The 24,264-nt window shown below is 64.7% G+C and carries 24 protein-coding genes and 1 tRNA gene; 8 read left to right on the top strand and 17 right to left on the bottom strand.

The annotated features are described in order from the left end of the window. Positions 1 to 10 precede the first annotated feature (10 nt). Positions 11 to 1,036 carry a transporter substrate-binding domain-containing protein gene (locus AAA969_RS04370; RefSeq protein WP_338244016.1) on the top strand — a complete coding sequence of 342 codons (1,026 nt, stop codon included), beginning with the start codon at positions 11 to 13 and terminating at the stop codon, positions 1,034 to 1,036. A gap of 15 nt (positions 1,037 to 1,051) precedes the next feature. Here the strand turns inward: AAA969_RS04370 and AAA969_RS04365 are convergent, their stop codons facing one another. From AAA969_RS04365 to mgtE, 5 genes are all read right to left on the bottom strand, one after another. After that, positions 1,052 to 1,552 (bottom strand): lysozyme inhibitor LprI family protein, encoded by a 501-nt coding sequence (locus tag AAA969_RS04365; protein ID WP_338244014.1) that lies wholly within the window; start codon positions 1,550 to 1,552, stop codon positions 1,052 to 1,054. 112 nt (positions 1,553 to 1,664) lie between these two features. Further along, complete coding sequence (locus AAA969_RS04360) at positions 1,665 to 2,837, bottom strand: isovaleryl-CoA dehydrogenase (protein ID WP_338244012.1); 1,173 nt, start codon at positions 2,835 to 2,837, stop codon at positions 1,665 to 1,667. A gap of 78 nt (positions 2,838 to 2,915) precedes the next feature. Next, the gene (locus tag AAA969_RS04355; protein ID WP_338244010.1) at positions 2,916 to 4,832 is read right to left on the bottom strand and encodes a lysozyme; all 1,917 of its coding nucleotides are present in this window, start codon (positions 4,830 to 4,832) and stop codon (positions 2,916 to 2,918) included. 78 nt (positions 4,833 to 4,910) lie between these two features. Continuing rightward, positions 4,911 to 5,855, bottom strand: a complete 945-nt coding sequence (locus AAA969_RS04350; protein WP_338244007.1) for a Kelch repeat-containing protein — start codon at positions 5,853 to 5,855, stop codon at positions 4,911 to 4,913. Positions 5,856 to 5,904: 49 nt separating this feature from the next. Further along, positions 5,905 to 7,296, bottom strand: coding sequence for a magnesium transporter (gene mgtE, locus AAA969_RS04345; protein ID WP_338244004.1), 1,392 nt, complete (start codon positions 7,294 to 7,296; stop codon positions 5,905 to 5,907). Between the two features lie 154 nt (positions 7,297 to 7,450). On the opposite strand from mgtE, the gene AAA969_RS04340 reads away from it, so the two are divergent. Further along, positions 7,451 to 8,380: a hypothetical protein gene (locus tag AAA969_RS04340; protein ID WP_338244002.1), complete on the top strand. Its 930-nt coding sequence runs from the start codon at positions 7,451 to 7,453 to the stop codon at positions 8,378 to 8,380. 56 nt (positions 8,381 to 8,436) lie between these two features. Here AAA969_RS04340 and AAA969_RS04335 read toward each other — a convergent pair. Then, positions 8,437 to 8,523: transfer RNA gene (locus tag AAA969_RS04335), tRNA-Leu, on the bottom strand. A gap of 63 nt (positions 8,524 to 8,586) precedes the next feature. Next, complete coding sequence (locus AAA969_RS04330) at positions 8,587 to 8,835, bottom strand: FliM/FliN family flagellar motor switch protein (RefSeq protein ID WP_041637474.1); 249 nt, start codon at positions 8,833 to 8,835, stop codon at positions 8,587 to 8,589. A gap of 82 nt (positions 8,836 to 8,917) precedes the next feature. Between AAA969_RS04330 and lipB the strand changes: the two genes are divergently transcribed. Then, the gene (gene lipB / locus AAA969_RS04325) at positions 8,918 to 9,610 is read left to right on the top strand and encodes a lipoyl(octanoyl) transferase LipB (RefSeq protein ID WP_338243998.1); all 693 of its coding nucleotides are present in this window, start codon (positions 8,918 to 8,920) and stop codon (positions 9,608 to 9,610) included. On the opposite strand, the gene AAA969_RS04320 is transcribed toward lipB, so the two are convergent. The 5 genes from AAA969_RS04320 to AAA969_RS04300 all read right to left on the bottom strand — a co-directional run bounded on the left by AAA969_RS04320 (position 9,601) and on the right by AAA969_RS04300 (position 14,087). Next, positions 9,601 to 10,137, bottom strand: a complete 537-nt coding sequence (locus tag AAA969_RS04320) for a hypothetical protein (protein WP_338243996.1) — start codon at positions 10,135 to 10,137, stop codon at positions 9,601 to 9,603. The two genes, lipB and AAA969_RS04320, sit on opposite strands and share 10 nt — an antisense overlap. A 175-nt stretch (positions 10,138 to 10,312) precedes the next feature. Further along, complete coding sequence (locus AAA969_RS04315) at positions 10,313 to 10,765, bottom strand: DUF805 domain-containing protein (protein ID WP_338243994.1); 453 nt, start codon at positions 10,763 to 10,765, stop codon at positions 10,313 to 10,315. Between the two features lie 89 nt (positions 10,766 to 10,854). Next, positions 10,855 to 11,433 (bottom strand): DUF805 domain-containing protein, encoded by a 579-nt coding sequence (locus AAA969_RS04310; RefSeq protein WP_338243992.1) that lies wholly within the window; start codon positions 11,431 to 11,433, stop codon positions 10,855 to 10,857. Positions 11,434 to 11,468: 35 nt separating this feature from the next. Then, positions 11,469 to 13,478: an acetyl-CoA carboxylase biotin carboxylase subunit gene (locus AAA969_RS04305; protein ID WP_338243990.1), complete on the bottom strand. Its 2,010-nt coding sequence runs from the start codon at positions 13,476 to 13,478 to the stop codon at positions 11,469 to 11,471. A 96-nt stretch (positions 13,479 to 13,574) separates the two neighbouring features. Then, positions 13,575 to 14,087, bottom strand: a complete 513-nt coding sequence (locus AAA969_RS04300) for a potassium channel family protein (protein ID WP_338243988.1) — start codon at positions 14,085 to 14,087, stop codon at positions 13,575 to 13,577. 68 nt (positions 14,088 to 14,155) lie between these two features. On the opposite strand from AAA969_RS04300, the gene AAA969_RS04295 reads away from it, so the two are divergent. From AAA969_RS04295 to AAA969_RS04280, 4 genes are all read left to right on the top strand, one after another. Further along, positions 14,156 to 15,019 (top strand): hypothetical protein, encoded by an 864-nt coding sequence (locus tag AAA969_RS04295; RefSeq protein WP_338243986.1) that lies wholly within the window; start codon positions 14,156 to 14,158, stop codon positions 15,017 to 15,019. Between the two features lie 96 nt (positions 15,020 to 15,115). Next, entirely contained in the window at positions 15,116 to 16,063 is a 948-nt protein-coding gene (locus AAA969_RS04290) for a fatty acid desaturase family protein (RefSeq protein WP_338243983.1), read from the top strand. A 117-nt stretch (positions 16,064 to 16,180) separates the two neighbouring features. Next, on the top strand, positions 16,181 to 16,636 hold the full coding sequence (locus AAA969_RS04285) for a hypothetical protein (protein WP_338243981.1): 456 nt from the start codon (positions 16,181 to 16,183) through the stop codon (positions 16,634 to 16,636). Then, positions 16,633 to 16,974, top strand: a complete 342-nt coding sequence (locus AAA969_RS04280) for a hypothetical protein (protein WP_338243979.1) — start codon at positions 16,633 to 16,635, stop codon at positions 16,972 to 16,974. The genes AAA969_RS04285 and AAA969_RS04280 overlap by 4 nt, the downstream gene beginning before the upstream one ends. A 935-nt stretch (positions 16,975 to 17,909) precedes the next feature. On the opposite strand, the gene AAA969_RS04275 is transcribed toward AAA969_RS04280, so the two are convergent. After that, positions 17,910 to 19,442, bottom strand: a complete 1,533-nt coding sequence (locus tag AAA969_RS04275) for an acyl-CoA carboxylase subunit beta (protein ID WP_338243977.1) — start codon at positions 19,440 to 19,442, stop codon at positions 17,910 to 17,912. Between the two features lie 148 nt (positions 19,443 to 19,590). On the opposite strand from AAA969_RS04275, the gene AAA969_RS04270 reads away from it, so the two are divergent. Further along, a complete protein-coding gene (locus AAA969_RS04270; protein WP_338243975.1) occupies positions 19,591 to 20,685 on the top strand; it encodes a GNAT family N-acetyltransferase in 1,095 nt (364 codons plus the stop codon). A 27-nt stretch (positions 20,686 to 20,712) separates the two neighbouring features. On the opposite strand, the gene AAA969_RS04265 is transcribed toward AAA969_RS04270, so the two are convergent. The 4 genes from AAA969_RS04265 to AAA969_RS04250 are packed head-to-tail and all read right to left on the bottom strand — an operon-like array spanning position 20,713 to position 24,188. Beyond that, on the bottom strand, positions 20,713 to 21,261 hold the full coding sequence (locus AAA969_RS04265) for a hypothetical protein (protein WP_338243973.1): 549 nt from the start codon (positions 21,259 to 21,261) through the stop codon (positions 20,713 to 20,715). A gap of 47 nt (positions 21,262 to 21,308) precedes the next feature. Continuing rightward, on the bottom strand, positions 21,309 to 21,977 hold the full coding sequence (locus AAA969_RS04260) for a 2OG-Fe(II) oxygenase family protein (protein WP_338243971.1): 669 nt from the start codon (positions 21,975 to 21,977) through the stop codon (positions 21,309 to 21,311). 54 nt (positions 21,978 to 22,031) lie between these two features. After that, positions 22,032 to 22,793, bottom strand: a complete 762-nt coding sequence (locus tag AAA969_RS04255) for an ATP12 family chaperone protein (RefSeq protein WP_338243969.1) — start codon at positions 22,791 to 22,793, stop codon at positions 22,032 to 22,034. A gap of 15 nt (positions 22,794 to 22,808) precedes the next feature. After that, a complete protein-coding gene (locus AAA969_RS04250) occupies positions 22,809 to 24,188 on the bottom strand; it encodes a hypothetical protein (protein WP_338243967.1) in 1,380 nt (459 codons plus the stop codon). Between the last annotated feature and the right edge of the window lie 76 nt (positions 24,189 to 24,264).

Genomic DNA, 24,264 nt, shown 5'->3' with positions numbered 1-24,264 from the left:
GATCCCGGCCATGCACTCTACTGTTCGCCTGCTCGCCTTGGCGCTCGTATCCGCAATCCTGACTGCGGCTGGCCTGTCCGGCAACGCGGCTGCCCAGCGCGACACGCTGTCCGCCGTCCAGGAGCGCGGCTATCTGCGGTGTGGCGTAAATCCGGGGCAACTGGGCATGTCGATGGCCGATGCGTCGGGTGAGTGGGTCGGAATGACCGCGGACCTCTGTCGCGCCATTGCAGCGGCAACGCTCGGCGATCCGACCGCGACGGAGTTTGTCCCGGTGACCGCAGGCAATCGCTTCACCGCCCTGCGTTCCGGCACGATCGATGTCATTCTGCGCAATACGACATGGACGTTCACACGTGACACGGCGGAAGCTGTTCAGTTCGTCGGACCTTTCTTCGTTGACGAGGAAATGGTGATGGTCCCGTCCGACAGCGGGATAACTGACCTGGCCATGCTCAATGATCGCACTGTGTGCGTCATCGCGGGCGGACCGTCGGAAGTAATCATCAACGACCTAGCGACCGCCTCAAACGCGATCATCAATACTCTGCCTCTCGGGAGTGCCGAACAATATCGCCAGGCCTATCTCGAAGGCCGCTGCGTCGGGATCGCCGATGGCCAGGCCGCCTTGCGCGCACTCCAGATCTCGCTGCCGGAACCGGGCGAACATCGCCTCATCGGAGGACGCTTGGCCTATTCGCCTCTGTCGATCGGGACCCGACAAGGTGATGACCACTGGACAGACATCGTTCGCTGGACCTTCTACGTCCTGGCCACGGCAGAGGATCTCGGCGTGACGGCAGCAGAAATGAGAACGGCCGGCGGAGCCGCCTGGCAGTCTCAATTGGAACGTTTGAACTCTTCTGGCGCTTCGCTAGGACTGGAGTCAGATTGGGCGGTTCGCGCAATACAGGCTGCAGGAAACCTTGCCGAGATTTACGACCGGTCATTCGGACCGACCAGCAGCTTGCCAATTGATCGCGGCCCGAGCGCCCTGTGGCGGGCTGGCGGTCTTATCCTGCCTCCGCCCCTCTGACAGAGACGGGCGATCTCAGTCGGTTGGATAGGCCGTTTCCCAGCGCATGAATTCGATTGCTCGCTCGGCGGTCTTTCGGACCTGGCAGGTGGCACGCTCGACGTTTTCCAGCGATCCACCGGCGTAAAGGCCGGCCATAAACTCGCAGTCGAGATCGCGATGCGCCATCCAGCTGCGCTGGGCCTCACGCAGTTGCGCCACAGACGGCTCGGGCAGGCCCTCGCGCAGATCGCGATAGGCGTCACTGAGCCAACGATCCCAGGCTTCGTATTCTTCCGCCGCACATTGCAGCAAGCCGGCCGTCGTATCGCCGTTCGGCGACAAGCGCTCACAGGCCGCCTGGTATTCACCGATACAGGTTTGGCGACCGGTTGGTGTCGTCTCGCGATAGAGGCAGACATCAATCGTATCGTAGGCCGACAAGCGGTCCATCGCGCCGGGCTGGGCGCTTGATGGCTCCGACGAGCATCCGAGCAACAAAATCGCGCCAACTGTTAGTGCTGAGACGGACTTCACGGACCGTACCTCCTAGCTGACACGCTAGCAGCTTGCCTGCCTGTCGTCATGAAAAAGGCCCTGTCTCGGTCAGAGGCAGGGCCTTATGTATGTCATGCCGGCTGAGGGCAGATCAATTCGTCTCGTCGAACAGTTCGCGGCCAATCAGCCAGCGGCGGATCTCGCTCGTGCCGGCCCCGATCTCGTAGAGCTTGGCATCGCGCAGCAAGCGCCCTGTCGGATATTCATTGATATAGCCATTGCCGCCCAGCAGCTGGATCGCATCCAGCGCCATCTGCGTCGCGCCCTCGGCGGCGTAGAGAATGGCGCCGGCGGCATCCTTGCGGGTGGTCTGGCCACGGTCGCAGGCCTGGGCCACGGCATAGACATAGGCGCGGGTGGCATTCATGCGAACATACATGTCGGCCAGCTTGCCCTGGACCAGCTGGAACTCGCCGATCGATTTGCCGAACTGCTTGCGCTCGCGGATATAAGGCATCACGACGTCCATGCAGGCCTGCATGATACCGACCGGCCCGGAGGCCAGAACAGCGCGCTCATAGTCGAGGCCGGACATCAGGATCTCGACGCCCTTGCCCTCCTCACCCATCATGTTCTCGACCGGGACTTCGCAGTCCTCGAAGACGAGTTCACCGGTCTCCGAACCGCGCATGCCGAGCTTGTCGAGCTTCTGGGCAACCGAGAAGCCTTTCATGCCGCGCTCGATCAGGAAGGCGGAAATCCCGCGCGATCCGGCACTGGTATCGGTCTTGGCGTAGACGATCAGCGTGTTGGCGGCGGGCGCATTGGTGATCCACATTTTCGAACCGTTGAGGACGAAATGGTCGCCTTTGCGCTCGGCCTTGAGCTTCATCGACACGACGTCCGACCCGGCGCCCGGCTCGGACATGGCCAACGAACCGACATGCTCGCCGGAGATCAGCTTGGGCAGGTATTTCGACTTCTGCTCGGCATTGCCCCAGCGGCGCAGCTGGTTGACGCAGAGGTTGGAGTGGGCGCCGTAGGACAGGCCGACCGATGCCGAGGCGCGGGAGATTTCCTCCATCGCGATGACATGCTCGAGATAGCCCAGCCCGGTGCCGCCATCCTCTTCGCCGACCGTGATGCCCAGCAGACCGAGCTCGCCCATCTTCTGCCACAGGTCGGCAGGGAAGACGTCGCTCTTGTCGATCTCGGCGGCACGCGGCGCGATCTCGTCAGCGGCAAAGGAACGGACGGTGTCACGGATCATTTCGGCCGTGTCACCGAGGTTGAAATCAAGCGAGGGATATTGGTTCGGTATCATGCCGCGCGATGTAACACGGCCCGCGACCGGGTCAAGAGAGACGCGTGCGGGCCGTGGAACAGATTGGCGCCAAAACAGCTAGTTGCCGGCCTTTTGTTTCAACTTGGACAGCCAAATCGAAGCCAGCTGCCATCCGGCAACGATGACGAGGAAAAATCCAGCGAGCGCCATGCCGAAGTTCAGCGTCATTTCGCGCTGGGCCATGATGTAGTCCCACTCCGACGCAGCGAGCACGCTGCCAAAGCCGGCCAGGAACAGGCCCGCGACCAGGACCGCCGTGAACGTCCACAGTCCATCATCGGATTTCGAGACATTGCGGTCATCGATCTCGTGCACGTCCGCGGCGAGGTCACGGGGTGAGAATTCATCGTCCTCATCGGCCATCGGGTCATGACCGGCCATCATCGGATCATCTTCGAGATCGTCGAGAGCGACATGCTCGGCCGCGTGCTCGCCGACGACCGGCTCTCCGGCCACCTCGCCCACAGCGCCACTGGCTTCGGCCGGCGTTTCTGCGGGGTGCGGCGGCATGCCGTCATTAATCGGGTCCGCGGGCGCATCGGTAGCGGCTTCAGCTTCAGTCTCAACCTCGGCGTCTGCGATCAGAGCCTCCGGGTCGGGCTGCGCTTCCGGCTCGATCACCTCGGCGTCCGGTTCGGTCCGGGGCGCGGGCTCGATTTCCGGCGCGGCCACGTCATCGGCCGCGACCTGTTCCGGCTCGACCGGTTCCGGTGCGACGCGGAAACTGCCTTCCATGACCCGGGTCAGGGCATAGCCAAGCCCCATACCGGTCGGCAGGGCAAGGGAATAGTGTTCGGGCAGCTCGGGGCGTGGGGCCGGCTCGGCCACCGGCGCCGGCGCGCCGCCGGTAAGAACAAAGCCGAGCCCCATGCCGTCCGGCAGGTCAAAGGCGCCGATCGCTGGTGGAGCGGTACGCGGCGTTGGTTCAGCCGGGACTTCAAGCGGCGCCGGGGCGACCAGGGCCGGATCAACGGCAACCACCTCCGCCACGGCCTCGCCCTGATCGGCTTCGATCTGCCCGGCCTCGATCTGCTCTGCCATGCGCGCGATCACGCGGTCGGCGGCGGCGTCCGGATCGGCATCGGCATCGGCAGCGGCATCGGCAGCGGCGGCCTCGTCGGCAGCGGCCTCAACACCGTCTTCAAGATCGTCCGCAGCCACGGTTTCGACGGCCGGGTCGGCGGGTTCTTCGGCGGGGGTCTCGGGCTGCAGCACGTCCTCGTCGACGGCCTGCCAGGCCCCCTCGATCGGATCACCGCGCATGTCGGAAACCGCATCGGCAACCGGTGCCATTCCGGCATCACCAATCTCCTGACGGACTTCCGGAGGCAGGGCCTCGACGGCAGCCAGGATGCGGGCAATCTCGTCTTCCGCCTCGCGGCGACGCGCCAGGCTGGCATCGGGCGGCGGCGGCGGTGGCGGCAGATCGTCGGAATAGGCTTGCGGCGACGGCGCGTCCTCACCGGCGACTGCGCCTTCCAGGATACGTTCCTCACTCGGGTGTTCGATCTTGATGACCAGCTCGACCGGTTCGGACTTGTGGGCCTTGCCGGGCTCGGCGGGCATAAGGGCGTCGAGAAAGAGCCGGCTTTCGGCCTCGCGCCGCGCGGATATTCCGTCGCCATAAGCCGCGAGCGCCTCGCCGGCGGCGCGGGCACGGCCCTCGAACAGGTAGCGGGCCACGTCGGAGCCGCGGAAGCGGTCAACGCCGATATCGTGGACAAAGGAGGTCAGGGCATCGCGCTGCCCGCGGGACAGGGGTCCGGTAATGCTGTCATCGACCACTTCCTCGGCGCGCATCACATCATAGATGAGCAGCAACGCCGCTTCGTCCTCGGTGACACGGACACCGGCCTTGGCGGCAGCTCGGTGACCATAGCCGACGACCCAGCGGCCCGTCTCGTCCTGCTGGGCGTCCGCTCTGAAGGGCTCAAACCGCTTGATCAGGTCGCGGGCAGCCGGAGAAGTGTTCATTCGCGATTTCATGCGTGTTCCGTTTCGGGACGGCGTGCCAGTTCGTGCCCTCCCCCCTGCAAGCCTGACGCCGGGACCCTATTCGCTCGCCGGATCAAAAACATCCGTCGTGTCGAGCGCCGTGAACGGGGCCAGAAAACCGCCGCCGGAACCGCCACCGATCAGATAGATTTGCTGGTTCAAGACCGCCGCGCCGCCGCCGGTGCGCGGGGCCGGCAACATCGCCTCCTCGCGCCAGGCCGCTTCGCCCGGCTGCCAGGACAGATGCGTTTGCAGGGTTTCGCGGGCATCGGCGCCACGGCCGCCGAGCAGATGGATACGCCCGTCCAGGACGGCAATGGCGGCGCCGGACCGCGGCGCCGGCAGATCGGGCCCACGTGACCAGGCGTCCGTCTCGGGATCATAGATATCGACCCGGATCACGGTCTCTGTGTCCAGCCGGCCTCCGGCGAGATAGACCACGCCGTCGAGCTCGGCCGCGGACATGCCGCGCCGGGTTACGCCGGCCGGCGCCTCGATGGTCTCCCAACTGCGTGCCTCGGGATCGAACACGAACACGCTGGCATCATCGGTCAGGCCGCCAAAGGCGTAGAGTGAGGAGCCGACCGCCACCAGGGCGAGGTCGGCCTTTGCCGCCGGCATGGCCGCTTCGCTCTGCCAGATATTGCCGGCGAAGGACCAGGACCAGACAGCGGCACTTGGGGCGACACCGTCCTCGCCACGGGCATAGCCGCCGGCGGCATAGATGCGGTCATTGATCGCCGTCATGCCAAAGCGTTCCAGACCGCGCGGCAGCGGGGTTTCCGGGAACCAGCGGTCAAGCGCGGCGTCATAGCTTTCGAATTCATCGCGCGGATCGGTCAGACCGGAACCGCCGGCTGCATAGATACGCCCATCATGGATGACGACGCCGAGGCCGGCCCGCGACGCGTCGAGACGGGCCGCCGCCTCCCAGACCCCCTGACCGGCGGCCGGTGAGCCCAGGAAAGCCAGCAGGCTCAGGAACAGGACAGAAAAACGCACAGCTTCACCATTCACTAGCCGGGGATTGGCGACCCCGGCGCGGATATCATCACAACAGGACGAGTGTCGCCAGTCCCAGGAAAGCCAGGAATCCGACGACATCGGTCACCGTGGTCACAAAGACCGACGACGCCACCGCCGGGTCCGCCCCGGCCCGCACCATGCCCAGCGGGATCAGGATACCCGACAAGCCCGCACAGGCGAGGTTCAGCACCATGGCGAGCGCAATCACGGCGGCGAGCCGCCAGTCCTGGAACCAGGCCAGTGTAACCAAGGCCATGACCACGGCAAAGATAAGGCCGTTGACCATGCCGGTCGCGAGTTCGCGCCAGACCACCCGCACGGTATTGGCGGCGGTCAGGTCACGCTCGGCGATCGAACGGACCGCAACGGCGAGCGACTGGGTGCCGGCATTGCCGCCCATCGAGGCCACGATCGGCATCAGTACGGCGAGCGCCACGATCTGCGAGATCGCGCCCTCGAACAGGGCAATCACGCCGGAGGCGAGGATCGCGGTGCCCAGATTGACCAGCAGCCAGGGCGCCCGCGAGCGCACCGAGCGATAGACCGTATCGGCCAGGCCGGCATCGTTGACGCCGGCGAGCGCGAGCATGTCTTCCTTGTTCTCGTCCTGGATGACGTGGACGATGTCATCCAGCGTCAGCATACCGGTCAGACGACCGGCCGAATCAACCACAGGCGCGGAGACCAGGTGATACTTCCGGAAGAGGTAGGCGACCTCCTCCTGGTCGGTCTCCGGTTCCACGAGAATACGCGGCGGCTCCATGAGATCGGTCAGGGCAACATCGCGGCGTGCGCTCAAGAGACGGCAGACCGGTATTTCGCCGACCGGCCGAAAGCCGGTGTCGATGACAAAGAGATCGTGGAACTTGTCGGGCAGGTCCTCGCCCGTGGAGCGCATATGGTCGAGCGCGTGACCGACTGACCAGAATTCCGGCGCCGCAACGAATTCGCGCTGCATAAGACGACCGGCGGTCTCGTCCTCGAAGGCAAGGCTCTGCTCGACCGCCTCGCGCTCACTGTCGGAAATCTCGGCGAGGACGGCGGCGCGCGTCTCCTCGTCCATCTCCTCGACGACTTCCGTCGCATCGTCCGAATCAAGTTCCTGAATCGCCGCAGCCAGATGCGCGGTATCCAGATACTCCATGACGACTTCGCGGGCGTCCGGCTCCAGCTCGGCGAGGACCTCACCGGTGAAGATGTCGGGCGCCAGTTCGGCGAGGAAGCCCTGCTGGTTGGCGGACAACTGCTCCAGCACGTCGGCGATATCGGCCTCGTGCAGCGGCGCCACCATGCGCCGGACCAGGTCACCATCACCGTCGGCGATCGCCTGCCGCAGACTGGTCACGAACCCCGCATCGGTATCCGCCCGGGAGGGCGAATCGAGTTGGACGTCGTCTTCGAAAGCGGCTTCGCCCATCCATGCCTCCCTGGGGGTGTGATCAAGAGCGACGCTGGCCGGAAACGCGAACACCCTGTTGCCCCAGTCTTACCCGTGACGCCGGACAACCTCAATCGCATTGACCTGAATCAGCGACGCTTTAAGACGGTTATCAGGGGAAGTGGGGGCTGGCATGTTCTCGATCACAGGCGAAGAAAACCTGCCGGTTCTGATCGGTCTCGCGATCGGCGGTGCCCTCGCACTGCTCGTCCTCCTCATACTGGGCAGCACGCAGCTGGGCGCGCGCGAGCCCCGCATCACCTGCGGCGCCGTGCTGCGCCTTGCCGTCGACACCCTGGCCCGGCGCGCCGGCGCCTTGAGCCTGCTCTGGCTCGGCTTTGCCCTCGCCTATACCAGCATGACCGTGTTTTATGCCCTGACCGGTAGCGCCACCCGTTTCCTTGAGACGGGGATGGCCGCGGCCCTGATCTTCATCGGCCACAGGATCATGCTGGAGCGTCCCGCCCGGGCCGTCGGAATTGACATGCCGGAAACCGGCTTCTGGCGCATCCTGGTGCGCTCGCTCGCGCTTGGCCTGAGCCTGATCGTCACCGTCGGGACCGTCTTCGTCCTTGCCGCCCTCGGCATCGCGCTGGCAAACCTCGCCGGGCTGACCGGCGCGGCGCCGAGACTGATGGCCGGGCTGGCGTCCGGGGTCGCGGCGATCTGGCTGAGCACGCTGTATGCCCGCTTGTCCTTCATCTATCCCTCCAGCGTGCTGGGCGGACGGGACTGGTTCGGCACCGCCTTGCGACGCGCCGCTCCGGTCTCGCTGGGACTGAGTGTGAGCCTGTGGCTGGTCGCGCTGGCCTCGATCGCCCTGATCATTCCGCTGGTGATCGGAGCCGACGCGCTGATGCTGAGGCTTGCCGCCGAACTTCCGACCACGCCTGCAGACCTGCCTGACGATATCGGCACGTCACTGTTCTGGCTGGGTATCGCGCTGGAGGAGGTGCCGGTGAACCTGTTGCTGGTCGCCTATTCGCTGGTCAGCATTGCCTGCGTGTCAGCGGCCTACAGGGTCACTGTGCTCGCGCCAGCTTCCGAGGCCGACGACAGCTAAGCCCTGTGTCAGGCTGACAATCATTTCCGGGGGATTGTGTCTCTTGAGGAGAGACATGGTGCGGTCGAGAAGACTCGAACTTCCACGGGTTTTACCCCACAGCGACCTCAACGCTGCGCGTCTACCAATTCCGCCACGACCGCACGTCATGGAGGCGCGGGAGATAGCAACATCCCCGCACCTTGTGAAGAGGTTTATGCAACCCTTTATGCAGCTGCGAAGAATTCGTTGGCGTCGGCGGGTCCGGTAATGGACACGGCAATGCGGTCGCCCTGTATGACGACGTCGCCGCGGGCGATGGGATGATTGTTGGCGAGGATCCACACCTGGTCGTCCTCGCCCGAATCGAGCGGGATCACCGCCCCGCGTCCCATGCGGAGGAATTGCTGGATCGGCATCTTCGACCGGCCCAACAGGACAGAGATTTCCACTTCCACCGAACTGATCTGACTCACGTCGCACTCCAGGACTTGCGGAACATCACCGCGAGCCTGATGTTTGGCCAATACGGTTTCCGCAGCGTTAAGACCTGAAGATATGACATCGCAAAACATCGAATGGGCGGTTTCGCCCGGTCTGACGCCCTACGCGCCCGCCCTCGCCTTCATGGAAGCCCGGGCAGCCGCGATTGCCGCCGGCGAGGCCGACGAGCTGGTCTGGCTGCTGGAGCACCCGCCGCTCTACACGGCCGGCACCAGCGCCAAGCCGGATGATCTTTTGGCGCCGGACCGCTTTCCGGTCTACGAGACCGGTCGCGGCGGCGAATACACCTATCACGGGCCGGGACAGCGCGTGGCGTATGTCATGCTCGACCTGACCCGGCGTGGTCGCGATGTGCGCAAATTCATCCAGTCACTGGAGGCCTGGCTGATCGGTGCCGCGGCGCAATTCGGCATCGAGGCCGGCATTCGCGACGGGCGGGTCGGGGTCTGGGTCAATCGCGCCAACGGCCATGAGGACAAGATCGCCGCCATCGGCGTGCGCCTGCGACGCTGGGTGTCCTTTCACGGCATCGCCTTCAATGTCGATCCGGATCTGAGCCATTTCAGCGGCATAACGCCATGCGGGATTTCCAACCCGCTCTACGGTGTCACCTCACTGGCGGATCTGGGCCACACGGTCAGCATGGACGATTTCGACACCGCCCTGCACATCGCCTGGACCGACGCCTTCGGACCGGTCAGCCGGGCCGACGCACCGGTCCTGGACGCGGGGCCGCCTCAGGACTGAGGCGCGGCCGAGCCATTGCGGTGCATGGTCGAAAACCAGATCGCGAAAACACCAAGGACAACCCAGAAGGCGATGAAGGACGGCCAGGTCGTTGCGTCAATCAGCGCCTGGGTACGGGCCAGATCGCCCTGCAGCCAGTCCTGGAAGGCTGTCTGAAAGCCAGGGTCCTGCAGCGCTGCCGTCATCTCGGCCTGGTCATCAACGGCCACGCCCTGCTCGGTCGCGTAGGTCAGCATGGCTTCATAGGTGCCGATCCCCGCTCCCACCATGGCGCCAATCCCCTTGGCCACGATGGCCAGAACCACCGGCAGGAAAGCGAGACCGATGCTGCGACCGGCATGGCGGCGGCGGTTGGCGAACAGCGAGAAGCAGACAAACCAGACCGCGAACAGCGGAATCAGGCCCGGTACCGGTCCGGTCCCGACGGACAGCCGGACAGCGTCCACCACCAACAGGATGACAATCCCGAGCACGAAAGCGGAGACGGACGCGCGGTGGTTCGGGAGGAGCAAGGCAAGCGGATTCATCAAAATCTTCCTGTCGGCAAGGGGATGGTCTTGGATCAAGCGGCGGTTACAAAAAGCAGGCACAAACAGCGGGCATAAACGGGCCGGCCCCCGTATCTACCCGGGAACCGGCCACATTCAAGCAGGATTCGAACCGAACGTGTCCCGCGTCCGGCGTGTTGTGGCATCAGCTGGCCTAGAGCCGGTAGACGAAATAGCCGATCGCCGCATTGGCGATCAGGCTTGAGAGATTGGATGCCATCACACTGCCCGGTGTGCCGCCAATCATTCCGGCATTGGCGGTCAGGCTGACCCCGAAAACCGGCATCAGGACAGCGCTGACGATGAGCGCGACAACAATCACCCCGAAAATGGCGGCAACCGTCATCCAGCCGGACTTGCCGGCATCATGGAAGCGCTTGGAATAAATACAGACCCAGGCGTAGATCGAGGCCAGACCGACCACGATCCCGATCAGCCCGAAAATCAGGCCAAGCCCCGGAACAAGGGTCAGGAACTGGATCAGCAGATTGACCACAACAATGGCGATCAGACCCTGGGCGAAGGCCTTCGGCCCCAGTTTTCCGGCGGATCCGAACAGGACCCGCTGGGCATCAGCGGGTTGCAGAATGAAATCATTGAGCGACATAGCGTTGGCCCTCCCTGTCATGTGCGCTGACAGGGTACGCGGATTCCGCGAATTCACCATGTGGATTTCGCCCCATACACGAAACAGGCCTAACGGGCCGTGCCCGTATCCGTGTCTGTAGCCGTATCCGTGTTGACGGGATTTGTCGGGTCGGCCGGCGGATTCGCCGGCGCGTCTGATACGCCATGCGGATCCGGATCGTGGACCACAGCCGCGCCGTCGAGGGCGGGCCCCGGTCCGTAGGCATTGTCACCCGCATCGCCCAGCGCTAGGCCAAGCCAGAGTGTATAGCCGGCCCACACCAACACACTCAGCGCCCCCAGCGAGAGCAGGCCGCCGCCGGCCGACAGGAGCAGACCAAGGCCGATCTCGCGGCCATTCATGATGGCGGTCAGAATGGCGCCACCGAGCATCATCAGGGCCAGCACCATGATGACGAAATTGACGGCCCACGGGATCGCATGCAGCGCTGCGCTGCGGCCGGCGTCGTGCAGGCGCTTGCCATAGACACACAGTCCGACCCAGATCAGCAGCAGCCAGAGCAGCCCGCCAAGAACGGGAAGAACGTCGGCCAGCAAATTCCCGCCGATGATGATCGCGACACCAATCCAGTAATCCCGCGGTCCGATCCGGCCGTTGGGGTTGAACAGGAGAAACTGCCAGTCCATCCGGGGTCCCCTTTCAAGGGTCAAACGGTCTCGCGCTATTCGAACTCCACCAGGAGCTCATCGGCCGCAACCGAGGCGCCGGGTTCGACCGTGATGGTCTTGATCGTTCCGTCGGTCTCTGCGCGCAGCACGTTTTCCATTTTCATCGCCTCGACGATCACCAACGGCTCGCCGGTCTTGACGGTTTGGCCAACCTCGACCTCGAGCGAGACCACAAGGCCCGGCATCGGCGATACGACCAGCTTGGCCATGTCCGGCTTTTCCTTCTCCGGGAGAAGGGCATGCAGCTCGGCGGCGCGGGCCGTGCAGACCAGGGCCGTCGCCGAGAAACCGCGATGGCGCAGCTGGTAGCCTTCGGTGCGGTCCGCGAACTCAAGGGCAATGGTGTCGCCATTGATGGTCGCTTCGAACAGGTGCTGCCCGGCGCGCCAGGCGGTTTCGATCTCGAGCCTTTCCGAGGCCAGCGACGGGGCCCAGAGTGAGGCGCGACCGGGACCGGTCATCTCGATCTCGACCGGGATGCGGCGCTTGTCGAGCAGAACCACCCATTCGCGGATATCCGGCTCGCTGGCCGGGCGCATGCGGCCCTCGATCTGCGCCGCGCGGCGCACGAAGGTCTCGTGCACAAAAGCGGCAGCGCAGGTCATCGCGACCAGCTGTTCCTCGCGCGGCGCCGTGCCGTGGAAGCCCTCGGGATAATGCTCGGCAATATAGCCGGTATGAATGCGACCGGCCCGGAAATCGGCCTCGTCGAGCACGGCCGATAGGAAGGGCGCGTTGGACTGCAGGCCTTCGACATGGAGCCGGTCCAGCGCCGCGGCGAGCGTGTCGATCGCGGTCTCGCGATCCTTGCCGTAGCCGATTACCTTGGCGATCATCGGATCATAGAAGAGCGAGATCTCGTCGCCTTCGCGAACACCGGCATCAATGCGCAGCGTACCCTGGCCGAGCTTGCCCTCGGCCGGTTCCTGGAAGCGCTTGAGACGACCGATCGAAGGCAGGAAGCCACGATAAGGATCCTCGGCGTAAAGCCGTGCCTCGACCGCCCAGCCCTTGATCGGCACATCGCGCTGGCTGATGCCCAGCTTCTCGCCGAAGGCGGAGCGGATCATCAGCTCGACAAGGTCGACATCGGTAGTCAGCTCGGTGACCGGATGTTCGACCTGCAGGCGGGTATTCATCTCGAGGAAGTAGAAATTCTTGTCCTTGTCGACGATGAACTCGACCGTGCCGGCGCTGTCATAGTCGACCGCAGCGGCCAGCGACACGGCCTGCGCGCCCATCGCCTCACGGGTCTTCTTGTCGAGGAAGGGCGACGGAGCCTCTTCCAGGACTTTCTGGTTGCGGCGCTGGATCGAGCATTCGCGTTCATTGAGATGGATGACGTGGCCGTGCTTGTCGCCCATCACCTGGATCTCGATATGACGCGGCTCCTCGATGAATTTCTCGATCAGGATCCGGTCATCGCCGAAGGACGACTTGGCCTCGTTGCGGGCCGCCTTGAAGCCTTCCTTGACCTCGCCATCATTGCGCGCGATCCGCATGCCCTTGCCGCCACCACCGGCCGAGGCCTTGAGCATGACCGGGTAGCCGATCGCCTTGGCAGCTGCGAGCGCGGTATCGGCATCGGCGATCTCGCCGTCGGCACCGGGGATGGTGGAGACACCGGCCTTGGCGGCAAGCTGCTTGGAGCGGATCTTGTCGCCCATCGCGTCGATGGCGTGGATATTCGGGCCGATCCAGCCGACCCCCGCCTTCTCGAGCGCCTTGGGCAGGGCCGGATTTTCCGACAGGAAGCCGAAGCCGGGATGCACCGCATCGGCACCGGTCTGCTTGACCGCGTCGAGGATCTTGTCGAGCACGAGATAGCTCTCGCCCGGCGCCGGCGGCCCGATGAAGACGGCCTCGTCCGCCATTTCGACGGCAAGACTGTCGGCGTCAGCCTCGGAGTAGACCGCGACAGTGGCGATGCCGAGACGGCGGCAGGTCTTGATGACGCGTACCGCGATCTCGCCGCGATTGGCGATCAGGATCTTCTTGAACATGCTGGCCCCTTGATCCGGGTGCGGGTGGATACCGCACGGTTGTCACGGGTTTAGCGTGGCTTGTGCGCAGGCGGCAAGCGGCCGCGGCGGCTCGCCTCAGTCGTCGCCCCGCCCGTCGACTTTGTCCCCGGCCCAGTCGCCAGCCCTGTCGCCAGCCCTGTCATCGGCCCGGGGACGGTCCAGCCAGTCGGCTTCAAGGGCGCGCAGCTTGCCGACAATCGAGACCAGGAAAGCGGTCGACCAGCCAATCATCAGAAAGCCGGTGAAGCCCTCCATCGCCGAGACCAGGCGCCATTCGCTGGCAATCACCACATCGCCATAGCCCAGCGTGGTGAAGGTCGAGGTCGAGAAATAGAGCGCGGTCTCGAGATCCGAAAAGGCGCCGACGCCAAGATAAAGCAGGGCAAAGCTCCAGATCTCGATCGCGTGCACAACGAACAGGCCCAGTACGATCAGCAGGATGAAGAGCGCCTGGCGCGGGATTGATCCGTGCGGGTCGATGCGCGAGGTCCGCAGTCGCGCCAAGGCCAGCAGGGTGCCGAGACCGATCATGTGAACCAGCACGGTCCAGACGGCCATCCCGGTCGAAACAAGCAGGGCTACGGTCATCCACTCTTCCCCAAGGCTGGCGATATCCGCGATTCGGCTTAGTGTCCGGTGCAAAGAGGAATCGATCAATGAGCAAAGCCGTCTACCGCCTGTCCTCGATCGCCAGACCGCTGGAAGCGAAATACCCGACCAATCTCGCGGTCCTGATTGCCCTGCCCCTGATCGGTATCGGGCTGGGCATCCATGCCTGGCTCTCGGCGGGAGGCGGCACTGTGAACGCCATCCTGACCGGGCTTGACGGCATGGTCATCGCCTTCCTGGTCTGGGCGCTGGGTCGGGAAGCTGACCCGGATCGCAATCTCACCGCTTTCGCCTCGGGTGCGCTCATCCTCTATGCGCTGGTGATGGGGCTACCCGTCTCCGTCTGGACGCTCGCCTTTGCGCTGATGGCCGCGCGCACGGTCAACCGCACGGTCGGACAACCGGCCAAGCCGCTCGACCTGGTGATGGTACTGATCCTCGCCGGGCTGTCAGTCTTCTCGGAGGGCTATGCGTTGGTCGGCGTCGTCGCTGCGGTCGCCATTGCCATTGATGTCCAGCTCGACCGCTCACGCACGCTGACCCTGATCGCGGCGCTCGTCGCGCTGTCCTTTACGGTCTGGCAGTTGATCGTGCTGGAAGGCGATTTCGCAGCGCTGCTGTGGACGCCGGGGTCCTCGACTGCGCTGATGGCCATCATTGGCGGCCTGGTCGCCATCGGCCTGTTGACCACACTGCTCTGCCCCTCGCCGACCAGCGTCTGCGATGCCCGCGGGGAACCGCTCAGCCGGGCCCGCATCCGCGGCGGGCGCCTGGTCATCACCCTGACCCTGCTGGCCGGTATGGCCGAGGGCAATGCCCTCGCTCATTCGCTTTACCCGCTGGGCTGCGTCCTGCTGGTCACCTTCGTGGTCGGACTGATCTTTGCCGGTCGGGGCAAGGCGGCGAGCTAGCCCCTTCCCCCACCCTGGCCCCTTCCCCCAGCGAGGTCTTTGCGCGACGATGAAGGCGGGCACAGCAAACCGGCGGGTGATCCGCCCGAGGCAATCATGATGACGACACCGACCAAAAGCGGCACCACCATCCCGCAGACCGAGCGCCCCGGGGGCGCAGGGCGCAAGCTGTCAGATTGTGTCAGCCGCGACGCGTTGCGGGAGCTGTCGCGGACCACGAACTGGCAGGGCGCGCTGATGCTGGGCGGCGATCTCGCGCTACTCACTGGTGCCTTCGCCCTGGCCATCGTGTGGACCAATCCGCTGACCGTGCTGGCCGCCATCCTGCTGATCGCCGGACGCCAGCTCGCCCTCTCCATCGTCCTGCATGACTGCGCCCACAAATCGCTGTTCCGCACCCCTGCTCTCAATGAATTTGTCGGTCGCTGGATTGGTGGCGCGGCGGTTGATGTGCCGCTCGATCTCTACCGTGACTACCACCTCAACCATCACCGTCATGCCGGCACCGACCAGGACCCTGATCAGGGTCTCGTCAAGGCCTATCCGGTGACCCGTGACAGCCTGCGCCGCAAATTCGTGCGCGACCTGACCGGCCAGACCGCGGTCCGAGACCTCATCATGGCCTGGCGCAAGCCGGACTGGGGCCAGAAGCGCCCCTTCCTTGTCTTCCAGCTGGTGCTGGTCCTCGCCCTCGCGGCGGTCGGCGCGGTTTGGGCCTATGCGCTGTGGTGGGCGGCGCGGATCTTCGTCTATCCGGCGATCATGCGGCTGCGGAATATCGGCGAGCACGGCGTCGCGGCGAACCGACATGACACCGAGCCGCGCCTCAACACCCACACCACGCTGGCAAGCGTGCTCGAGCGCCTCCTGGTCGCGCCGAACAATGTGAACTTCCACCTCGAACACCACATGTTCGCGGCCGTCCCGCCCTACAACCTGCCGCGTCTGCACCGCCTGTTGAGCGAGCGCGGCTATTACGAGGGCTATGCCTGCGTCACCCGCGGCTATCCGGCGATGCTGGGCAAGGCCGTCCAGTCTCGCTGAGACGGGGGCACCCGCCAGACCAAGCCCCCTCCCCCTATCCCGGAGGTAATTGCCTGGCACCCCGTCGCCGCCATACTGGGGACAACCCGGTTTCGGACCAGCGCTTCGGGGAGCACCATGACGCAGGCCTTTCACAAATTCTGGCTGAAGATCACCGCCGTTGTGGTCGGGGCCTTCGGACCGGTTTTCTTTCTCGGCAGCATGACCGCGACACGCGAACCGGCGCGTTTCACCCTCGACCTGCTCAGCTGGCCGCTCGATGGGGCAACGCGCCTTGCCGACGCCGACACCCATTTCCTCTCGGCCCTGACCGGCGGCTTCCTGATCGGCTGGGGCGTGATGATCTGGTGCCTGTCTGTCTGGGTGCATGACGCCGCGCCGGACGGCGTGCGCAAGACCGTGCTGACCGGCCTCATCGCCTGGTTCGCCCTCGACAGCGCCGGTTCGATCGCCTCGGGCAATGCGTCCAACGCGCTCTTCAACATCCTCGTCCTGCTGGTCGCCGTGGGTCCGCTGTGGCGGCCGGCGACGGCGCAGCCCGACCAGCCAACCCGGAACGGAGTGATCCCATGACAGCCTTTCGCGGCCTGCTGGCCGGTCTCCTGATTGCCCTCACGGTCTACACGGCGATCACCATCAGCCAGCACGGCCTCAATCTCCTGCCGGTCTTCTTTGGCGACATCGCCGCGATGGCCTGGCCCGGCCAGTTCAATCTCGACTTTCTCGGCTTTCTGATCCTGTCCGGCCTGTGGACCGCCTGGCGCCACGGCTTTACCGGGCCCGGCCTGGCCCTGGGCCTGGTCGCCTTTTTCGGCGGCATCCTCTTTCTGTCCGGCTACCTGCTCTATCTCAGCGTCCGGACCGGCGGCGACATCAAGGCGATGATGCTGGGGGTACACGGGACCGCGTGACCGGGAAGATGACGGCAAGGCGCGGCGCGCTGCGCGTTTCCTCCCCACAGCATGGGGAGGTGGATCGCCGTATGAGCAGCGAGACGGAGGGGTGACGCCGCAGGCGGCAGCGGGTGTTCCTCGCTGCGCTCGGCCCCATCGAGCCGAGGCGGCGCCTCGGGCCACCGTCCCGCCCTGCGGGGAAGAAAGAGCACTTTATCCCGTTTGCGCAGCCCTTCCGTCTCCCTCGGGAGACGGTGTCCCGAAGGGGCGGATGAGGGGGGTTCTCCCTGAAATACCGGGATTTACCCCTCACCCTGCCCCTCTCCCAAGGGAGAGGGAAAGCATCTCGCCGACAAAAACGTATCCCCCCTTCGCACCATGGAACACTGCCTGCGGTTTCCGGGACGGGAGGCCATCCAGAAGACCAACTACCTGCTGGACAGCCTGGTGGTCACGACGGATCGATCGCAGGCACCGGCTGGTCTATCGGGTTGTCGGAAATGGGGATGGGCGGCGCGTTGAGATGGTTCAGTGCCGGCGGGGCATTGAGGTCAGATGGTCTGCGGCTCCCCCATCCACCCGCAGCTGCGCTGCATGTACCGACAGCCCTCCTATCCTCGCACTCCACTCATTTTTCCCGGAAGCGCGCCAGCGCTATCCGGGACCAACAGGCGGCTCAGCGCTTCAGGGCGGGTTCGGTTGGTCCCGGGTCTTCGCCCGGGAGAAATGATTTGAGTTTGATCGTCGCGCAGGCGCCGTTTGATCCATGGATCGCTTGTCAGCCAAGAAGCGGATACGGCGAACGCCCGGCAAGCGAATTATGGTGACAAGCTGGTGACCAACCGGAGCAGCGGCAAATTATGGACGTCATCGCGCTGCGGTCGAAAACGCCAGAGAGGCCGGAAAAGAATTCGCTTGCTGCAGATGCGGTGTGCCCTCGTATCACCGCCCCCCTAAAGCGGAATATTATCGTGCTTCTTCCACGGGTTCTCCGCCTTCTTGTTCTTCAGCGTTCGTAGCGCCGAGATCAGGCGTTTGCGGGTGTTGTGGGGCATGATCACGTCGTCGATATAGCCGCGGCCGGCGGCGACGAAGGGGTTGGCGAAGCGGTCTTCGTATTCCTTCGCGTGGGCGGCCATCTTGTCGGGATCATCGGCATCCTTGCGATGGATGATCTCGGCCGCGCCCTTGGCCCCCATCACGGCGATCTCGGCTGACGGCCAGGCATAATTGACGTCGCCGCGCAGATGCTTGGAGCTCATCACGTCATAGGCGCCGCCATAGGCCTTGCGGGTGATCACGGTGAGCTTGGGCACGGTGGCTTCGGCATAGGCGAAGAGGAGCTTGGCGCCGTGCTTGATCAGCCCGCCATATTCCTGACGGGTGCCGGGCAGGAAGCCGGGCACGTCGACGAAGGTCACGATCGGGATGTTGAAGGCATCGCAGAAGCGCACGAAGCGGCCGGCCTTGCGGCTGGCATCACTGTCGAGCACGCCGGCCAGCGACATCGGCTGGTTGGCAACGAAGCCGACAGGCTGACCGTCGAGACGGCCGAAACCAGTGACGATATTGGCGGCATAGTCCGGCGCGATCTCGAAGAAATCACCCTCGTCCGCGATTTTCTCGATCAGCTCCTTGATGTCGTAAGGCTTGTTCGGGTTGGACGGGACCAGCGTGTCGAGGCTGGGCTCCTGGCGATCCGGATCGTCATGGGTCGGGCGCTTGGGCGGGGTCTCGCGATTGGACAGCGGCAGGAAGTCGACCAGACGGCGCAGCTGGACCAGCGCCTCGATGTCATTCTCGAAGGCGCCATCGGCGACGCCGGACTTCTTGGCATGGATGGAGGCGCCGCCGAGCTCTTCATGGGTGACGGTCTCGTTGGTCACGGTCTTCACCACGTCCGGTCCGGTCACATACATGTAGGAGGTGTCCTTCACCATGAAGATGAAGTCGGTGATGGCCGGCGAATAGACATCGCCGCCGGCGCACGGCCCCATGATCATAGAGATTTGCGGCACCACGCCGGAGGCCAGCGTGTTCTGCAGGAAGATGTCAGCATAACCCCCGAGCGAGGCGACGCCTTCCTGGATGCGGGCCCCGCCGGCATCAAAAATGCCGATCACCGGGGCACCATTCTGCAGCGCCGCCTTCTGGATCTTGACGATCTTCTGGGCGTGGGTCTCCGACAGCGAGCCGCCGAACACCGTGAAATCCTTGGAGAAGAGATAGACCAGCCGGCCATTGATCGTACCGTGTCCGGTGACCACGCCATCGCCCGGGATCTTCTTGTCGGCCATCCCGAAATCGACGCAGCGATGCTCGACGAACATATCCCACTCTTCGAAGGAGCCGTCGTCGAGCAGGAGTTCGATGCGTTCCCGCGCCGAGAGCTTGCCCTTGCCGTGCTGCGCCGCAATGCGCGCCTCACCGCCGCCCATCCGGGCCGCTGACCGCTTGGCTTCAAGCTGCTCGATCACGTCTTTCATCGCAGGTCCTTCCCCCGTCGGGATTCTTGTTATTCGCCAGATAGCAGACCCGCGAATGCTTGCGCAATCAAGCCGGTGCGCCAGTCACAGGGCCGCAGCGGCGCGCCGCTTGCACGGACCGGGCGATAAACGGCTCGGGGAATGGCGCATGAGCAGTGACGCAGTGCGGACGGATATTGTGACGATCGACGGGATTGGTGCGTCTGAGCGCCAAGCCTGGCAGGACTTTCGTGCGCAGAACCCGTCACTGGCCTCGCCCTATTTCAGCCTGGCCTTCACCGAGGCCGTCGCCCGTCGTCGCAACGATACCCGCATCGCCATCCTGCACCGAAACGGCACAATCGCCGGCTTTCTGCCGCTCCAGATGTCCCGGACCGGCGTGGCCCGCCCGATCGGCGGCCCGCTGTGCGACCATCACGGGCTGATCACCGCAACGCCCGATCTCGACATCGAGGCGGCGCTCGCCGGATCAGGTTTCGGGGTCTTCAGCTATCATGGCGCCCTCGCCGATCAGGCCAGCTTCGCGCGCCGCGCAGCCGCGGCGCCGGAGATGTCCTGGGTCTCCGACCTGTCAGGCGGCTATGACAGCTTTCTTGAGGACTGCGCCCGCGACGATGCCAAGGCGATGCGCAATATCCGCGCCCGCCAGCGCAAGCTGGCCGAGATGGGCGATGAGGTCGTGTTCCGGATCGATGACCGTCGCCCGGAAGCCTTCCGCGCCGTGATCGAAACCAAGCGCGAGCAGTATCGCCGCACCGGCGCGCTTGATGTCTTCGTCGCCAGCTGGGTCCGCGAGCTGATCGAGGACCTGTTCGATACCGACACCCCCGAGCTGGCCGGCATGCTGTCGACCATCGAGATCAATGGCGAGCTCGCGGCGGCCCATTTCGGCATGCGCTCGGAGCGCGTGCTGCACTATTGGTTCCCGGTCTACTGGCCGGAATTTTCCAAGCTCGGACCGGGCCTGACCCTTTATCTGGAAATCGCCCGCTACCTGGAGGCCCGCGGTGTCGACCAGATCCATCTCGGGTCGGGCGATTATGACTTCAAGCGCCGCCTGTCCAATGCCGGGTTCGGCGTCGTCTCAGGCTATTTGGAGCGCCCCTCCATCGCTCACGCCATGGTCAAGACGGGCCAGGTCATCGACGGCTATGCACAGGCGCTCCCGCTCGGACGCATGTCCAACTGGCCCGGAAAGGCCATGCGGCGCCTCGACAAGTGGGCGGCCGTCCACGCGATCTAGTGCCGCCGGGCGACGGTCGACGCCGCCCTATTCCGGAGCCCGCGTGTAGACCGTGATGGCATTGGTGAAGCGGTAAAAACGATCCAGATTGGGCAATAACTCGCCCTGGGCGGCGGTGCAGGTGATCGTGGTCAGCTGTTCCGCGCCACTGATCGACAGCATCAGAAATTCGAAAATCGTCCCGTCCTGACGGGCCGACATCAGGTTGCGCAGCGCCGGCCGGCCTTGCCACAGGATCGACTCGGTCAGATAGACCGCCGTGACATCGGTGCCCCCCGTCCGGACCTCTGCCGCGAAACTGGCGGGCGTCGCGCTATCGAAATAGGCGGACCACTCGGCCCGCGTTCCTTCGAGCGGCAGGAAGCTGATATTGCAATTGATGGATTGGGGCTGACCATTGATCACCGCCTGCCAGGTCGGCAGGCCCGCATTGCCGGCAGCGTTCTCCGAATACGCCCATCCCGCAATGTCGCGGCCGTCATAGAGCCCGGCCTGATAGGCCTGCCCGGACGCCGGCGCCGAGACCAGTACTCCAAGCGCAGAAAGTCCTGCCGCCAACAAAAGTCCAAACCGCATCTTATCCCCCCGGATGATCAATCGCCCGATTATGGGCAAGTCTCACCCTACTGGAAAGGGTTCAGCTTCTTGAGGAAATACTGCAGCCCGCCGCGATTTTCCTTGCGGTCCAGCTCCTCCTGGGAGGTCAGGAAGGTCGTCTGCACGACATAGCGCTCGCCCTCGAAGGGCAGATGGCCATGCCAGGAATTGTCCGACCGCAGAAAGGCAAAGACATAGCCGGCCAACGGCGGCACTTCCTCGGTGAAGTCCTCGAAATCCTTGGGACCGTTGAGGACCCGGATACAGCCCGCCCCGGTGCCATCCCACTCGGCATTGAGATAGGTCAGCATGGTCAGGATCTTCGACTTCGAGTCATTGTGGATCGGACCATCGGAGAGCTGGGACACCTTGCGCACGGTGATCATGCGCGGCTTTTCGGTGAAATCGACGCCAAACTTGTCAGACAGGACCCGGGCCAGCTCGGCCGAGTTGAGGTCTTCCATCAGCCGCTGGAACTCGCCACTGGCTTCCAGCTTGGACAATGGCAGATAGCCGGGCTTGTCAATCGCCGGGTAATCACGCCGGACCTCAGCCGCTTCGGACGACGTCAGCGCCCCCTCGGCGACGAAATAGCTGTAGGGATCGGTGCGCAAATTGGCATGACGCAAGGCGTCAAAGTCCAGCAGGCCACCGGGACCGGTCTTGCCAGCCTGGGTCGGAGCGGTGTCAGCCATGGTCCAGTCTCCCGAAAATCAAGTTATGGCACGATAAACCCATCACACCGGTCATCAAGCGTCCGGCGCCGCGTCCAATGCACGCAGGACTTCACCCATCGTCCGGAGCTCGGTGCGCAGCCGGGCCAGACGCTCGGAGGCCTCATGATCCTCGCCCCACTGGCTGATCTGGAAGTGCTCATCGATGTGCGCGAGCACAAAGGCCTGCTCGCCATCGATCCGGCCATGGATCAGGCTCAGCCCCAGCAGCGCCGACCCGCACACCGCGGTAACATGGGCCAGTGTGGTCAGCCGCCAGGTGTCCAGCCCGGAGGCATGGTGCATCACGCGCTGCAGCGCGACCGGATCCTGGTCGATCGGCATCAGACCAGTCGCCGGAGCAAAATGGACGCCGAGCGTCTCCTCCGCCCAGGCCAGGATCGGATCCCAGGCCGCGGCCTGGGACATGGTCAGTTCAGGCGGCTCGGGAGCCCGGAAGCAGAGCAGGTCTGTGGTTGCATACTTGGTGACCTCGGCGATGGTCGCGTCGCGGGCATCCGGGATCAGATCGATCGCGACAAAGCACAGCCGGGTGGCCGGCATGGCCGGGGCGTCGATGCGCTCGCCCTGGGCCGCCCACTCGGAAGCGACAAGCTCGGCCAGATTCCGGGTTGGCAGGGTCAGGGCCCGGCGCGCCGGCGACTTGACCGGGCGTCCATCGAGGTGAACCGCGAAGCCGGCCTCGAGCTCCACCACATCCACCGCCTCGTAGAAGCGTTTGGGCAGGGCGTTCTCGCGCGTCGGGATTTTCACCCCGGGCTTGGTTTCATAGGTCACATCAGGCCTCGGTCGCTAGGGGCGCGGCCGATAGACATAGAAATGCCGCTCGACCGCCTCTCGCTGGGCGATATAGCCTGCCCAGCCGCCGGTCTCATCCTCACTCAGCAGCACGTAATGCGCACAGCCGGCGGCGGCAGCCCGGGCAGAGACCGGGGCCACCAGCGCCTCGAAGACCGGGATCGGAAGCGGCGATGACGCCTGCGGCAACGTCGTCGGGAAATCAGGATCAGCGCGGTCCTCGGCCGAGAGCGCATGCACGCCGGTCGGCTCTGAAAGCGTTATCCCGGCGCGGCCCAGCGAGATCGCATAGAGATAGCCGGGCGCGCCGCCATGCGGGGATCCTGTGGCAACGACCGGCAGGCAGGGCGGCAGGCCCAGCGGCAGGTCCCGATCCGGCACCGGCCGACCAGCGTCGGCGAGGGCCTGGCGCAGCTCGGCCAGCTCGGCGAGGATCTGTGCGCGGGCCTCGGCACTATCGCCACTCTCGGGACGGGGCTGATCGAGGGCCGTGCCGGATGTCACATCGGGGTCCGAAGACGCGACCAATCCGGGCCGCTGCGCTTCCAGCTCCAGCGCCTGATAGCGGGCTTCGAGTGCATCGAGCCGGTCGGAAACCCCGTCCAGCTCATCGGTCTTGGCAATACCCAGCCAGTCCAGCGCGGCACTTCGGCTATCGGGATAGGCGAACACACCGACCAGGATCAGGGTCAGCAATATGCCGAGCGCCGCGAGGAAGACACAGAGCGGACAGCCCGGCGGTGGTGGGTCCTTGTACACGCGGGCCTCCTTGGGAAAAATCTGCTCGATCAGGCCTTTGCAAAGGTCGGTGGGATCGCGGTGGGTCTTGCGCTCGGCTTCAAACGCGCAAAACCGCAGGGCCTCGCCCTTGTCCACCACTCCCTGGAAACGATGGATCACGAAATGCGTGTGGAGCGGGGCCTGCTGGAACGCCTCCACGCAGTGTGAGGCCATGTGAACCAAGCTCGGTGGAGCGATGTTGGAGGTTTTGAAGAAGACGAAGCTTTCCAGCGCATAAGGGCCGTCATGCCGATGCTGGAAGCGGTCGCGAATATCCTTCGCCGCATCGTCCAGCTGCTTCTCGCGATCGACGCGCGCTCCCTCGGGGAGAGACGATCTGACCTTGTCGAGTTGTTTGAGCTTGCGGTCCCAGGCGCGGGCTGCCCAGTAGGACGCCTTGCCGCGCCAGGAAATCGCCAGGAATTCGTCATGAGCCGACACGTCGACGTCCCGGCCGGGGTCCCAATAACCCTTGGCCAGGCGGGTCTGGACGGCTTGATCGAGCTGCTCCTTGAGCGCGTTGAAACGGGCCGCCTGGGACACGCTTCCGGTCGCTGCGGATCGGGTTTCAGCACTGACAGAGCTGGTACCCACGCGTGAAATACCCCCGACTCGCGACTTGTCGCAAAGCTACCAACCGGGGGTAGCAGGAGCAAGGCGCAATCAGGCG

Origin of the sequence: Maricaulis maris, assembly GCF_036322705.1 — a bacterium.
Classification (GTDB): Bacteria; Pseudomonadota; Alphaproteobacteria; order Caulobacterales; family Maricaulaceae; genus Maricaulis; species Maricaulis maris_B.
Note: the sequence above shows the minus strand (reverse complement) of the source record. Positions and strands in the feature narration are given on the sequence as shown.

Coding starts and splice junctions, on each gene's coding strand:
- AAA969_RS04320 (WP_338243996.1), bottom strand. CDS start 10,137: ATGAATCCGCTTGCCTTGCTCCTCCCGAACCACCGCGCGTCCGTCTCC.
- AAA969_RS04305 (WP_338243990.1), bottom strand. CDS start 13,478: ATGTTCAAGAAGATCCTGATCGCCAATCGCGGCGAGATCGCGGTACGC.
- AAA969_RS04265 (WP_338243973.1), bottom strand. CDS start 21,261: ATGCGGTTTGGACTTTTGTTGGCGGCAGGACTTTCTGCGCTTGGAGTA.
- AAA969_RS04300 (WP_338243988.1), bottom strand. CDS start 14,087: ATGACCGTAGCCCTGCTTGTTTCGACCGGGATGGCCGTCTGGACCGTG.
- AAA969_RS04355 (WP_338244010.1), bottom strand. CDS start 4,832: ATGAACACTTCTCCGGCTGCCCGCGACCTGATCAAGCGGTTTGAGCCC.
- AAA969_RS04275 (WP_338243977.1), bottom strand. CDS start 19,442: ATGAAAGACGTGATCGAGCAGCTTGAAGCCAAGCGGTCAGCGGCCCGG.
- AAA969_RS04295 (WP_338243986.1), top strand. CDS start 14,156: ATGAGCAAAGCCGTCTACCGCCTGTCCTCGATCGCCAGACCGCTGGAA.
- AAA969_RS04370 (WP_338244016.1), top strand. CDS start 11: ATGCACTCTACTGTTCGCCTGCTCGCCTTGGCGCTCGTATCCGCAATC.
- AAA969_RS04270 (WP_338243975.1), top strand. CDS start 19,591: ATGAGCAGTGACGCAGTGCGGACGGATATTGTGACGATCGACGGGATT.
- AAA969_RS04340 (WP_338244002.1), top strand. CDS start 7,451: ATGTTCTCGATCACAGGCGAAGAAAACCTGCCGGTTCTGATCGGTCTC.
- AAA969_RS04290 (WP_338243983.1), top strand. CDS start 15,116: ATGATGACGACACCGACCAAAAGCGGCACCACCATCCCGCAGACCGAG.
- AAA969_RS04315 (WP_338243994.1), bottom strand. CDS start 10,765: ATGTCGCTCAATGATTTCATTCTGCAACCCGCTGATGCCCAGCGGGTC.
- AAA969_RS04310 (WP_338243992.1), bottom strand. CDS start 11,433: ATGGACTGGCAGTTTCTCCTGTTCAACCCCAACGGCCGGATCGGACCG.
- lipB (WP_338243998.1), top strand. CDS start 8,918: ATGACATCGCAAAACATCGAATGGGCGGTTTCGCCCGGTCTGACGCCC.
- AAA969_RS04260 (WP_338243971.1), bottom strand. CDS start 21,977: ATGGCTGACACCGCTCCGACCCAGGCTGGCAAGACCGGTCCCGGTGGC.
- AAA969_RS04280 (WP_338243979.1), top strand. CDS start 16,633: ATGACAGCCTTTCGCGGCCTGCTGGCCGGTCTCCTGATTGCCCTCACG.
- mgtE (WP_338244004.1), bottom strand. CDS start 7,296: ATGGGCGAAGCCGCTTTCGAAGACGACGTCCAACTCGATTCGCCCTCC.
- AAA969_RS04285 (WP_338243981.1), top strand. CDS start 16,181: ATGACGCAGGCCTTTCACAAATTCTGGCTGAAGATCACCGCCGTTGTG.
- AAA969_RS04360 (WP_338244012.1), bottom strand. CDS start 2,837: ATGATACCGAACCAATATCCCTCGCTTGATTTCAACCTCGGTGACACG.